This window comes from Oceanicoccus sagamiensis (genome assembly GCF_002117105.1).
GTDB classification, from domain to species: domain Bacteria; phylum Pseudomonadota; class Gammaproteobacteria; order Pseudomonadales; family Dasaniaceae; genus Oceanicoccus; species Oceanicoccus sagamiensis.
In genome coordinates this window covers 3,518,769-3,534,308 of sequence record NZ_CP019343.1, presented here as the reverse complement: position 1 = coordinate 3,534,308, position 15,540 = coordinate 3,518,769, and the positions used below count along the sequence as shown (strand labels likewise).

At 49.5% G+C, this 15,540-nt stretch carries 1 protein-coding gene (cut by a window edge); it reads right to left on the bottom strand.

Annotation, left to right across the window (positions count from 1 at the left end):
* Positions 1 to 15,540, bottom strand: the 5' portion of a protein-coding gene (locus BST96_RS16140) for an LEPR-XLL domain-containing protein (protein ID WP_169714020.1). 28,455 nt of this gene lie to the left of the window's left edge; only the first 15,540 of its 43,995 coding nucleotides appear in the window; it begins with the start codon at positions 15,538 to 15,540; its stop codon lies off the left edge, out of view.

Here is a 15,540-nt window from a genome sequence, read left to right as displayed (position 1 = left end):
GGCGACGGCCAGACTGGCATTGGTAATTTGTAAACCTACGGCACTGTCACTCAATTCATCAGCATCAACAATGTCATCACCATTCTCATCTGTCCAATAAGGGCCATCGGCGCCGAAGAACATGCTGACACCATCAGCACCCACCTTTAAGGTATTCGATAACTTGGTAGTGCCATTACTTAATTTGACAAGTTGTACAGGCCCTTTTTCAAACGCTAAAGAACCGTTGATAAACACATAGTCTGAAATTTGCAGTTCAGCTTCTTCAACACTGGCGCGCAATATCTGTGAGCTAAAATCAAACGTGATCTCACCACTGCCAGTATCGACCGGTGGGAAAGCAGTCTGGGCGAAATCAACCACAACAGTATCGTTAGCATTGGCTGAATTAGATACTGCGTTGTACTCAATACTAATATTGGTAGCAGACAGTTTAAATTCATCGATACCGACAAAACCTACAAAATCCGCAGAGGCTTTTAGCGCCTGATATTTTACCGTTTGCGAATTGGTTGGGTTCATCATCACCATGGCAAAGTTGGCGCTTTCAACCGCAAGACCTGCCGCATCCGGGTTACGAACGTCATTGTAATCAATAACATCATCGTTATTGGTATCTTCAAAATAAGGACCGGAACCAATAAACATATCAACATCGCCAGCACCCAGGCTAAGTACCTTCATCTCACGAGTTGTATTATTACTCAGTGTGGCTAGCAGGCTATCCTGGCGAGTGAAAGAGAAACCGCCAGCGATATGAATAAAGTCATCGATGATTAACACCGCATTTTCAATCGCCAGTTTCAGCAACGACGTCGAGTATTCAAAGTCAACAGAGGTGATGCCGGTAGGCACTGTCAGTTTTCCACCTGCCAACTGGGTGAAGTCGATAGCGGCTTTCTGGGCCCCTACTTTACCGCCATTAACTTCTACTCGATAACCGCTGGCATCCAGCGAGAAGCTATCACCACCTAAATCCAGGCCAAGTATATCGATGGTTTCAGCTCTGGCACTGACTGCATAGAAGCTGCTGGTGTCGGCTGCAGCTACAGGGTCAAATAACGCAACGGCTATATCTACATCTTTCAGTAAAAAGCCAATAGCATCGTCATTAAAATCATTTTCGCCGACAAAGTAAGGGCCATCACCTACAAACACATCAACATCTTCAAAACCAAAGGTGGTGATATTAACCAACTTGGTGAGGTTACTAGGCGCCGCCAAAGTCACGGTGACATCAGTTAGGGTTGAGAAAGCAAAACCGCCTCTGATTTGAACGAATTCAGAAATTGACAGCGTCATAAAGCCTGTCACTGAGAAGCTAAGGCTATTGGTGATACCTTCAAAGCCACTGATATTGTCGTTATTAGTGGTGAGGTAATCCCAATCCAATTTAGTTGGGCTTGGCGTATCGTTGGCAGCAGGGCTATTTAGAGCAACAGTAAAGTTGGATAGCTCAATATCAAAGATATCTTCATCAATACCCTCGATAGTAGCGTTATTAATCGTCGCTGTAATAGCTGACCATTTCTTAACGGGAGAGGAACCAGCGGCCGTACTCAGCATGGCGATATTTAACCCGGCACCGCTGGCTATAAAGCCAGTCGCGTCATCGGTATTAATACCTGTCAGATTTCCATCGCCGTCATATTCAAAATCACCGGCACCTACACCAACAAATAAATGCACATTGCTAACGGTAATTGTCATTAAGTCGCCCTGGAACAATGCCAAGGTGCCATCATCAACCGCGATATCGCTAAATTGAGATATCTGGAAGGTACCCGCAGCTTTCACCACGGTACTGATACCTAACTCCAGGCTACCGCCGATACTTAGATCCAAAGTATTGGTTAAGCCTTCAAAGCCTGTGAAGTTTGCATCATTCGCTGTTAGGTAATCCCAATCCAGTTTGGTGTCATCGGCAGTTGACCCTGCATCAGCGCCTTTATCGGCAACATTTAATAGCAGGCTCAAGCTCTTAATATTCAGGGTGAAGTCATCACCTAAACCAACCACTGACATGCCGTCAATATTGGCGGCAATGGCCATATAGTTTTTAGCCGGATCAACCGCTGGGTTAGCACCGGCGGCTACACCGACCATGGCAATATTCAAGCTGGCGTTTTGTACCAGGAAGCCGACTGCATCGTCAGTGTTGATGCCGGTTAAGTTATCATCGCCATCGTATTCAAAATCGCCTGCGCCTACACCGACAAACAAGTGAACGTTAGTGACTTCAATGGTCATTAAGTTTGCGCCGGTCAGCGTGATCACATTGTCATCAATGGCCAAACCACTCTGCTGAACAATTTGGAAGGTACCCGCGGCTTTCACCACGGTGCTGATACCCAATTCCAGGCTACCGCCGATGCTTAAATCCAAGGTATTGGTCAGACCTTCAAAGCCGCTGATGTTGGCATCATTCGCTGTTAAGTAATCCCAATCCAGTTTGGTGTCGTCCGCGGTTGACCCTGCGTCAGCCCCTTTATCCGCTACGTTCAGCAATAAGCTCAAGCTCTTAATATTGAGTGTGAAGTCATCACCCAGACCGACGACCGACATACCGTCAACATTGGCAGCAATCGCCATATAGTTTTTAGCCGGCTCAACGGCTGGGTTAGCACCGGCAGCGACACCGACCATGGCAATATTCAAGCTGGCGTTTTGTACCAGGAAGCCCACGGCATCGTCAGTATTGATACCCGTTAAGTTATCATCGCCGTCGTATTCAAAGTCGCCTGCACCCACACCCACAAACAAGTGAACGTTGCTCACTTCAATCGTCATTAAGCTGGCACCGGTCAGCGTGATCACATTGTCATCAATGGCCAAACCACTTTGCTGAACAATCTGGAAGGTACCCGCGGCTTTCACCACCGTGCTGATACCTAATTCCAAACTACCGCCGATGCTTAAATCCAAGGTGTTGGTCAGGCCTTCAAAGCCGCTGATATTCGCATCGTTTGCGGTTAAGTAGTCCCAATCCAGTTTGGTGTCATCCGCAGTGGATACGGCATCAGCGCCTTTATCGGCTACGTTCAGCAATAAGCTCAAGCTCTTAATATTCAGGGTGAAGTCATCACCTAAACCAACCACCGACATGCCATCAACATTGGCAGCAATCGCCATATAGTTTTTAGCCGGATCAACCACGGGGTTAGCACCGGCGGCCACACCGACCATCGCGATATTCAAGCTGGCGTTTTGAACTAAGAAGCCAACGGCATCGTCAGTATTGATACCGGTTAAGTTGTCGTCACCGTCGTATTCAAAGTCGCCTGCGCCTACACCGACAAACAAGTGAACGTTAGTGACTTCAATGGTCATTAAGCTTGCGCCGGTCAGCGTGATCACATTGTCATCAATGGCCAAACCACTCTGCTGAACAATTTGGAAGGTACCCGCGGCTTTCACCACGGTGCTGATACCCAATTCCAGGCTACCGCCGATGCTTAAATCCAAGGTATTGGTCAGACCTTCAAAGCCGCTGATGTTGGCATCATTCGCTGTTAAGTAATCCCAATCCAGTTTGGTGTCGTCCGCGGTTGACCCTGCGTCAGCCCCTTTATCGGCAACATTTAATAGCAGACTGAGGCTCTTAATATTCAGGGTGAAGTCATCACCTAAACCAACCACCGACATACCATCAACATTGGCAGCAATCGCCATATAGTTTTTAGCCGGATCAACCACGGGGTTAGCACCGGCGGCCACACCGACCATCGCAATATTCAAGCTGGCGTTTTGTACCAGGAAGCCCACGGCATCGTCAGTGTTGATACCGGTTAAGTTGTCGTCACCGTCGTACTCAAAGTCGCCCGCACCCACACCCACAAACAAGTGAACGTTAGTCACTTCTATCGTCATTAAGCTGGCACCGGTCAGCGTGATCACATTGTCATCAATGGCCAAACCGCTTTGCTGAACAATTTGGAAGGTACCCGCGGCTTTCACCACCGTGCTGATACCCAATTCCAGACTACCGCCGATGCTTAAATCCAAGGTGTTGGTCAGACCTTCAAAGCCGCTGATATTGGCATCGTTTGCGGTTAAGTAATCCCAATCCAGCTTGGTGTCATCGGCAGTCGATACGGCATCGGCGCCCTTATCCGCTACGTTCAGCAATAAGCTCAAGCTCTTAATATTGAGGGTGAAGTCATCACCTAAACCAACCACCGACATACCATCAACATTCGCAGCAATCGCCATATAGTTTTTAGCCGGATCAACCACGGGGTTAGCACCGGCGGCCACACCGACCATCGCGATATTCAAGCTGGCGTTTTGAACTAAGAAGCCAACGGCATCGTCAGTATTGATACCGGTTAAGTTGTCGTCACCGTCGTATTCAAAGTCACCCGCACCCACACCGACAAACAAGTGAACGTTAGTGACTTCAATGGTCATTAAGTTTGCGCCGGTCAGCGTGATCACATTGTCATCAATGGCCAAACCACTTTGCTGAACAATTTGGAAGGTACCCGCGGCTTTCACCACCGTACTGATACCTAATTCAAGGCTACCGCCAATGCTCAGGTCGAGTGTATTGGTTAAGCCTTCAAAGCCACTGATGTTGGCATCATTCGCTGTTAAGTAATCCCAATCCAGTTTGGTGTCATCGGCAGTCGATACGGCATCGGCGCCCTTATCCGCTACGTTCAGCAATAAGCTCAAGCTCTTAATATTGAGGGTGAAGTCATCACCCAGACCGACGACTGACATGCCGTCAACATTGGCAGCAATGGCCATATAGTTTTTAGCCGGATCAACCACGGGGTTAGCACCCGCAGCCACACCGACCATCGCAATATTCAGGCTCGCGTTTTGTACTAAGAAGCCGACAGCATCATCAGTGTTGATACCGGTTAAGTTGTCATCGCCATCGTATTCAAAGTCGCCCGCACCTACACCGACAAACAAGTGAACGTTGCTCACTTCAATCGTCATTAAGCTCGCGCCCGTCAGCGTGATGACATTGTCATCAATCGCTAAGCCACTCTGCTGAACAATTTGGAAGGTACCCGCGGCTTTCACCACCGTGCTGATACCCAATTCCAGACTACCGCCGATGCTTAAATCCAAGGTGTTGGTCAGACCTTCAAAGCCGCTGATATTGGCATCGTTTGCGGTTAAGTAATCCCAATCCAGCTTGGTGTCATCGGCAGTCGATACGGCATCGGCGCCCTTATCCGCTACGTTCAGCAATAAGCTCAAGCTCTTAATATTGAGGGTGAAGTCATCACCCAGACCGACGACTGACATGCCATCAACATTGGCAGCAATGGCCATATAGTTTTTAGCCGGATCAACCACGGGGTTAGCACCCGCAGCCACACCGACCATCGCAATATTCAGGCTCGCGTTTTGTACTAAGAAGCCGACAGCATCATCAGTGTTGATACCGGTTAAGTTGTCATCGCCATCGTATTCAAAGTCGCCCGCACCTACACCGACAAACAAGTGAACGTTGCTCACTTCAATCGTCATTAAGCTCGCGCCCGTCAGCGTGATGACATTGTCATCAATCGCTAAGCCACTCTGCTGAACAATTTGGAAGGTACCGGCGGCTTTCACCACGGTGCTGATACCTAATTCCAGGCTACCGCCGATGCTCAGGTCGAGTGTATTCGTTAAGCCTTCAAAGCCACTAATGTTCGCATCGTTTGCAGTTAAGTAATCCCAATCCAGTTTGGTGTCGTCCGCAGTGGATACGGCATCGGCACCCTTATCCGCTACGTTCAGCAATAAGCTCAAGCTCTTAATATTGAGGGTGAAGTCATCACCCAAGCCGACGACTGACATGCCATCAACATTGGCAGCAATCGCCATATAGTTTTTAGCGGGATCAACCACGGGGTTAGCACCGGCGGCGACACCGACCATGGCAATGTTCAAGCTGGCGTTTTGTACTAAGAAGCCCACCGCATCATCAGTATTGATACCGGTTAAGTTGTCATCCCCATCGTATTCAAAGTCGCCTGCGCCCACACCGACAAACAACTGAACGTTAGTCACTTCAATGGTCATTAAGCTGGCACCGGTCAGCGTGATCACATTGTCATCAATCGCTAAGCCACTTTGCTGAACAATCTGGAACGTACCGGCGGCTTTCACCACGGTGCTGATACCTAATTCCAGGCTACCGCCGATGCTCAGGTCGAGTGTATTGGTTAAGCCTTCAAAGCCACTGATATTGGCATCATTCGCGGTTAAGTAATCCCAATCCAGCTTGGTGTCATCCGCAGTGGATACAGCATCGGCACCCTTATCCGCTACGTTCAGCAATAAGCTCAAGCTCTTAATATTGAGGGTGAAGTCATCACCTAAACCAACCACCGACATACCATCAACATTCGCAGCAATCGCCATATAGTTTTTAGCCGGATCAACCACGGGGTTAGCACCGGCGGCCACACCGACCATGGCAATATTCAAGCTGGCGTTTTGTACCAGGAAGCCGACCGCATCATCAGTATTGATACCGGTTAAGTTGTCGTCACCATCGTATTCAAAGTCACCCGCACCCACACCGACAAACAACTGAACGTTAGTCACTTCAATGGTCATTAAGCTGGCACCGGTCAGCGTGATCACATTGTCATCAATCGCTAAGCCACTTTGCTGAACAATCTGGAACGTACCGGCGGCTTTCACCACGGTGCTGATACCTAATTCCAGGCTACCGCCGATGCTCAGGTCGAGTGTATTCGTTAAGCCTTCAAAGCCACTAATGTTCGCATCGTTTGCAGTTAAGTAATCCCAATCCAGTTTGGTGTCGTCCGCAGTGGATACGGCATCGGCACCCTTATCCGCTACGTTCAGCAATAAGCTCAAGCTCTTAATATTGAGGGTGAAGTCATCACCCAAGCCGACGACTGACATGCCATCAACATTGGCAGCAATCGCCATATAGTTTTTAGCGGGATCAACCACGGGGTTAGCACCGGCGGCGACACCGACCATGGCAATGTTCAAGCTGGCGTTTTGTACTAAGAAGCCCACCGCATCATCAGTATTGATACCGGTTAAGTTGTCATCCCCATCGTATTCAAAGTCGCCTGCGCCCACACCGACAAACAACTGAACGTTAGTCACTTCAATGGTCATTAAGCTGGCACCGGTCAGCGTGATCACATTGTCATCAATCGCTAAGCCACTTTGCTGAACAATCTGGAACGTACCGGCGGCTTTCACCACGGTGCTGATACCTAATTCCAGGCTACCGCCGATGCTCAGGTCGAGTGTATTGGTTAAGCCTTCAAAGCCACTGATATTGGCATCATTCGCTGTTAGGTAATCCCAATCCAGCTTGGTGTCATCCGCAGTCGATACAGCGTCAGCCCCTTTATCGGCAACATTTAATAGCAGACTGAGGCTCTTAATATTCAGGGTGAAGTCATCACCTAAACCAACCACCGACATACCATCGACATTGGCAGCAATGGCCATATAGTTTTTAGCCGGATCAACGACTGGGTTAGCCCCGGCGGCCACACCGACCATCGCAATATTCAAGCTGGCGTTTTGTACCAGGAAGCCCACGGCATCGTCAGTGTTGATACCGGTTAAGTTGTCGTCACCGTCGTACTCAAAGTCGCCCGCACCCACACCCACAAACAAGTGAACGTTAGTCACTTCTATCGTCATTAAGCTGGCACCGGTCAGCGTGATCACATTGTCATCAATGGCCAAACCGCTTTGCTGAACAATTTGGAAGGTACCCGCGGCTTTCACCACCGTGCTGATACCCAATTCCAGACTACCGCCGATGCTTAAATCCAAGGTGTTGGTCAGACCTTCAAAGCCGCTGATATTGGCATCGTTTGCGGTTAGGTAATCCCAATCCAGCTTGGTGTCGTCCGCAGTGGATACAGCATCGGCGCCCTTATCGGCAACATTTAATAGCAGACTGAGGCTCTTAATATTGAGGGTGAAGTCATCACCTAAACCAACCACCGACATACCATCAACATTCGCAGCAATCGCCATATAGTTTTTAGCCGGATCAACCACGGGGTTAGCACCGGCGGCCACACCGACCATCGCGATATTCAAGCTGGCGTTTTGAACTAAGAAGCCAACGGCATCGTCAGTATTGATACCGGTTAAGTTGTCGTCACCGTCGTATTCAAAGTCGCCTGCGCCTACACCGACAAACAAGTGAACGTTAGTGACTTCAATGGTCATTAAGCTTGCGCCGGTCAGCGTGATCACATTGTCATCAATGGCCAAACCACTCTGCTGAACAATTTGGAAGGTACCCGCGGCTTTCACCACGGTGCTGATACCCAATTCCAGGCTACCGCCGATGCTTAAATCCAAGGTATTGGTCAGACCTTCAAAGCCGCTGATGTTGGCATCATTCGCTGTTAAGTAATCCCAATCCAGTTTGGTGTCGTCCGCGGTTGACCCTGCGTCAGCCCCTTTATCGGCAACATTTAATAGCAGACTGAGGCTCTTAATATTCAGGGTGAAGTCATCACCTAAACCAACCACCGACATACCATCAACATTGGCAGCAATCGCCATATAGTTTTTAGCCGGATCAACCACGGGGTTAGCACCGGCGGCCACACCGACCATCGCAATATTCAAGCTGGCGTTTTGTACCAGGAAGCCCACGGCATCGTCAGTGTTGATACCGGTTAAGTTGTCGTCACCGTCGTACTCAAAGTCGCCCGCACCCACACCCACAAACAAGTGAACGTTAGTCACTTCTATCGTCATTAAGCTGGCACCGGTCAGCGTGATCACATTGTCATCAATGGCCAAACCGCTTTGCTGAACAATTTGGAAGGTACCCGCGGCTTTCACCACCGTGCTGATACCCAATTCCAGACTACCGCCGATGCTTAAATCCAAGGTGTTGGTCAGACCTTCAAAGCCGCTGATATTGGCATCGTTTGCGGTTAAGTAATCCCAATCCAGCTTGGTGTCATCGGCAGTCGATACGGCATCGGCGCCCTTATCCGCTACGTTCAGCAATAAGCTCAAGCTCTTAATATTGAGGGTGAAGTCATCACCTAAACCAACCACCGACATACCATCAACATTCGCAGCAATCGCCATATAGTTTTTAGCCGGATCAACCACGGGGTTAGCCCCGGCGGCGACACCGACCATGGCAATATTCAAGCTGGCGTTTTGTACTAAGAAGCCGACCGCATCGTCAGTGTTGATGCCGGTTAAGTTGTCATCGCCATCGTATTCAAAGTCGCCTGCACCCACACCCACAAACAAGTGAACGTTGGTCACTTCAATCGTCATTAAGCTCGCGCCGGTCAGCGTGATCACATTGTCATCAATCGCTAAGCCACTTTGCTGAACAATTTGGAAGGTACCCGCGGCTTTCACCACCGTACTGATACCTAATTCAAGGCTACCGCCAATGCTCAGGTCGAGTGTATTGGTTAAGCCTTCAAAGCCACTGATGTTGGCATCATTCGCTGTTAGGTAATCCCAATCCAGCTTGGTGTCATCCGCAGTCGATACAGCGTCAGCCCCTTTATCGGCAACATTTAATAGCAAACTGAGGCTCTTAATATTCAGGGTGAAGTCATCACCTAAACCAACCACCGACATGCCATCAACATTGGCGGCAATCGCCATATAGTTTTTAGCCGGATCAACCACGGGGTTAGCACCCGCAGCCACACCGACCATCGCAATATTCAGGCTCGCGTTTTGTACTAAGAAGCCGACAGCATCATCAGTGTTGATACCGGTTAAGTTGTCATCACCGTCGTACTCAAAGTCACCCGCACCCACACCGACAAACAAGTGAACGTTGCTCACTTCAATGGTCATTAAGCTCGCGCCAGTCAGCGTGATCACATTGTCATCAATGGCCAAACCACTCTGCTGAACAATTTGGAAAGTACCGGCGGCTTTAACGACCGTGCTGATACCCAATTCCAGGCTACCGCCGATGCTTAAATCCAGCGTATTGGTTAACTCTTCAAGACCCGTCACGGTGCCATCGGTGGTTAGGTCATCCCAGTTCAGCTTGCTCAGGTTAGCGGAGCCGCTGTTCAGTAATAGATCCAGGCTCTTAATATTGAGGGTGAAGTCAGACCCTAATCCAACCACTGACATCGCATCGATGGAAGCGGCAATACCCGTCCAGCTTTGACCGGCTTGTGCACCACCTGCATCACCACTGATTATCGCCAGATTCAAGCTCGCATTCTGAACAAGGAAACCGATCGCATCGGTGGTTTCTATCCCGGTTAAGTTGTCATCACCATCGTATTCAAAGTCACCCGCACCTACACCGACAAACAGATGAACATCCGTCACGGTGATCATCATCAGGTCGCCCTGGAATAAGGCGATCGAACCGTCATCAATATTGATGCCGCTTTCCTGACTGATAGCAAAAGTACCCGCGGCTTTAACCACACTGCTAATACCCAGTTCCAGACCACCGCCGATGCTCAGGTCCAGCGTATTGGTTAACTCTTCAAGCCCGGTCACCGTACCGTCGGTGGTGAGATCATCCCAGTTCAGTTTGCTCAGATTGGCTGAGCCGCTGTTCAGTAACAGATCCAGGTTTTTAATATCGAGGGTAAAGTCAGAACCTAATCCAACCACTGACATCGCATCGATGGAAGCGGCAATACCCGTCCAGCTTTGACCGGCTTGTGCACCACCTGCATCACCACTGATTATCGCCAGATTCAGGCTGGCGTTCTGAACAAGGAAACCGATCGCATCGGTGGTATCAATACCGGTTAAGTTGTCATCGCCATCGTATTCAAAGTCACCCGCACCAACGCCCACAAATAAATGCACGTCGGTCACGGTGATCATCATCAAGTCGCCCTGGAATAAGGCGATCGAACCGTCATCAATATTGATGCCGCTTTCCTGACTGATGGCAAAGCTACCCGCGGCTTTAACGACACTACTAATGCCTAATTCCAAACCACCGCCGATGCTTAAATCCAGCGTATTGGTTAACTCTTCAAGACCCGTCACGGTGCCATCGGTGGTGAGATCATCCCAGTTCAGTTTGCTCAGGTTGGCTGAGGCAGTGTTCAGTAACAGATCCAGGTTTTTAATATTGAGGGTAAAGTCAGAACCTAATCCAACCACTGACATCGCATCGATGGAAGCGGCAATACCCGTCCAGCTTTGACCGGCTTGTGCACCACCTGCATCACCACTGATTATCGCCAGATTCAAGCTCGCATTCTGAACGAGGAAGCCGATCGCATCGGTGGTTTCTATCCCGGTTAAGTTGTCATCACCGTCATATTCAAAGTCACCCGCACCCACACCGACAAATAGATGAACGTCGGTCACGGTGATCATCATCAAGTCGCCCTGGAATAAGGCGATCGAACCGTCATCAATATTGATGCCGCTTTCCTGACTGATAGCAAAAGTACCCGCGGCTTTAACCACACTGCTAATACCCAGTTCCAGACCACCGCCGATGCTCAGGTCCAGCGTATTGGTTAAATCTTCAAGCCCGGTCACCGTACCGTCGGTGGTGAGATCATCCCAGTTCAGTTTGCTCAGATTGGCTGAGCCGCTGTTCAGTAACAGATCCAGGTTTTTAATATCGAGGGTAAAGTCAGAACCTAATCCAACCACTGACATCGCATCGATGGAAGCGGCAATACCCGTCCAGCTTTGACCGGCTTGTGCACCACCTGCATCACCACTGATTATCGCCAGATTCAGGCTGGCGTTCTGAACAAGGAAACCGATCGCATCGGTGGTATCAATACCGGTTAAGTTGTCATCGCCATCGTATTCAAAGTCACCCGCACCAACGCCCACAAACAGATGAACATCCGTCACGGTGATCATCATCAGGTCGCCTTGGAATAAGGCAATCGAACCGTCATCAATATTGATGCCGCTTTCCTGACTGATAGCAAAGCTACCGGCGGCTTTAACAACACTGCTAATACCCAGTTCCAAACCACCGCCGATGCTCAGGTCTAATGTGTTGGTTAGATCTTCAAGACCTGTGACAGTACCGTCCGCAGTCAGGTTATCCCAATCAAGCTTGCTCAGGTTGGCTGAGCCATTGTTCAGTAGGAGGTTCAGATTTTTAATATTGAGGGTAAAGTCAGAGCCCAGACCTACCACCGACATGGTACCCACGGAAGCGGCAATACCACTCCAGGTCTGGTTGGCTTGTGGGCCAGCGGTACCACCGCTCACAATGGCTAAATTCAGGCTGGCGCTCTGAACGAGGAAACCGATCGCATCGGTGGTATCAATACCGGTTAAGTTATCATCGCCATCATATTCAAAGTCACCCGCACCGACACCCACAAACAAGTGAACATCCGTCACAGCGATCATCATCAGGTCGCCCTGGAATGAAGCTATGGAACCATCATCAATAGTGGCGCTACTTTCTTTAGTAATGGCAAAGTTACCTGCCGCATAGGCTATCTCTGAAATAACCAGTTCCAGCACACCCTGAACGGCAATAAAGGCACCGTCTTCACCTTCAAAATCCAATACCGGGCCATTCAGTGAGGTAATAGGAATACCGGCAACAGCCAGAGCAGCATCAAAATCCAGCACTAAGGCGGGGTTGCCTAAATCACTGGTTTGGTTGAGCTGGACTTCCAGTGAGTTAATGGCGATATCAAAACCATCCACCCCGACAAAGGATGCCGAGGCAACCGTAGTATTGAGTGCCAGGTAGTCAATACCAGAGACCTGGTCTTCAAACAGCAATAAGCTGAAATCAAGATCGTCTATGGATAGACCCACTTCATTCACTTCACCACGGCCATAGCCAACAAAGGCACTGACATTGGAACCACTAACCACATCAAAGATCACATTGCTGCGTGAAGTACCATCAGAGAGTTTTAAGTCATCCAGACGATGCTCAAGGCTGAAGATACCTTCCAGGTAGATATAGTCATCAATAGAGATAGTGGCCAGGCTATCAGCCGTACCCAGTGTAATTGCAAGGTTAGCCAGGTCACCGTTGAAAAGCGCCTGGGCGGTAGCTAACAGATCAGTTACGCCACTGGCGTCAAAAGCGACAGTGCCATTATCAATACTCAGCGTATCGCTACCCACATTGGCAGTAATATTGAGGCTGAGGGCATCAAGGTCAGTGATAAGGAAAGCATCAGCGCCGGTGCCGGTGGTAACCGAGGTGACATTGCTAAACTGGATTTCGGTACCATTGGACAGGGTCAGGCTACCGGAGCTGGCGCCAGTTAGAACCCAATCCACATCGTCATCGGGGCCACCAATTTGCAGGCTGCCATTGGTATTACCAATAATGCTGATAACACCATCCAGATTAAGCTGGTCATCCGCAGCTGAACCACTGATATCGATAGTGCCATCAAGGTTAACGGATACCACAATCGCGCTGGCGTCATCTGCTGCGAAGGAGAAATCGGCAATCAGGTTATCAGCAGCCCCGGATATCAGATAGTCATTAACATAGCCTAACTCGATTAGCGCCAGGTCATCTGTAGCCGATAGCAGTGTTCTCTCACCGGTAGCCAACTGGCTAGCCATAACGGCAATATCATCGTCATGGCCGTAACCCAGTGTATGGCCTATCTCATGTAGTAGGGTCGTTAGCAGATCGACTCGGTCATCAGCCTCACTACCCGGGGTGGCCCATAAGGCATCGAGATCGCTATAGAACTTAAACTCTTCATGGTCTTCCGGGGTCTGGTCAACAAACCAACCATAGCCGGCAGCATCACTATCGATATAGATAGCATTGGCTTCAGCTTCGCCCAGAATATTTCCGGCGTAGTCTTTAAGTTGAACGGTAAGAGTGTCGAGGGTTGCTAGCTGCTGTTCTGTTACAGCTGTCTCAGACCAGAGTTGAATGGCATATTGGAACAGGGTCTGGAGTTGGTCATCGCTGATAGCGTTGCTGGGATCATAGGAAGATATAGCCTGGCCAGCAAAAAGGAGATAGTCGTGAGTATCATCATTGGCAGGTGGAGCTCGGGGCATGATGTTGTCAGCCGGTGGAGCGCGGGCCAAATCAGTCTCTGATAATGCAGCTGTGTTGTCCGTTTCGTCACTGGCAGGCAGGGACTGTTCAGTGTCATTAAGCAGGGTAAAAGCGCCGGAATTATAAGCATCAACCAGGAATTGTGAGGCTAAACGAATAAACACAGCGGACCCTTCGGTGGCTGTGTTGGCGTCTTGATTCTCGATAGTGTCTGTAAGGTCTTGAATTAACTGGCTTAGCTCAGGCGGGGCTCTGGCAGCGGCATCGTCAATAATATCGGATGAAGCCCAGGCTTCACTGAATTCAAGGCCGGTGGTAGTGCTACCACTGGCGCCGGTGTCACGCTGTGTTTTGGCGTTAACACGGTTAGCTTCGCTACGGTTTGAACGGTTATTTTCCTGTGCTCGCTGGGCACTAAATACGATGCCCGCCAACCAGTCGGAAGCCTCAAAGCTACCGTTAGCCGCCTCAAAAACAGCCGCTGAATCGGCCAGTAAATCAATAATATTTAGCGCCAATTCACTTTGCTGATCGCCGATATTGGCGTTGTCGATCGCCGCTATCAGCGCTTCAGTAAGCGCCAAAATGGGGTCGGCTTCAGCAGCGGATGGCTGTGATAAATCGTCGTTAGTACCCGTTTCGTTGGCCGCGATCAGCGGCTGGTTTTGGTCATCAGCACCCTGCTCGGTATCAACAGTTTGTCCACCTGAAGCAGAATCTGACAAGCTCACCAGCGCGTTTTGATCGTCGGCAGCAGGCTTAGTATCCTGCTGGGCGTTGTCTGAAAACAGGCCACTCTCTTCAACGGCTGCGCCCGTTTCGGCGTTAATAAATTCAACCAGATTATCGCTGAGCAGTTGGTCGGCGTACCAGCCATTACCCGCGGCATCAACATCGATCACCAGTTTGTCACCTTGCAACTGGGCCAGTAGATCGCCCTCAAGGTCGGCAAATTCAATATCAATATCCGCCACCCATTCGTTGTCGGATAGTTGCTGCAGCGACGATTCCAGGACCGATTCCAGGACGTTGAGCGACACCGTATCGGTGGCTTCAGCGGTATTTGTTACTGGAGAATTATTTTCGGAGTTGCTTGAAGTAGTGGAATTATTTTCTGCAGAATTTTGCTCGGCGCTGGCGCTGATTACGGTGTTGTTATCGCCAGTTTCTGAGCCCGACTCAGTGGCCTGTTCGATAATCTCATCGACCATCTCTAACAGGTCAACTTTTCCGTCCATCTCAATTGAATTTTGTGACAAATTATCGTCAGTATTTTCTAAAGTTTCTGGCCAAACCACTTCAAGCCCGGCTTGCGAATCGGCCGCTTGTGTTTCAATGCTGACATCAATCTGCTGAACAATCGCTGCAACATCGTTGACGTCATCAGCTTGTAAACTGTCCTGGGCAAGTCGGGCAAATTCTGCGGAAAGTGGATCAGCGGAAAGTAGTAAACGAGGTTCTAAAGATTCGAGGCGGAACTTCCCCGCACACTCAGTATTTTGATCTACTGTCGGGGCACGGTCATCATCCGATAAGGATGTGACAATTTTTCGCCACCAATTTAACAC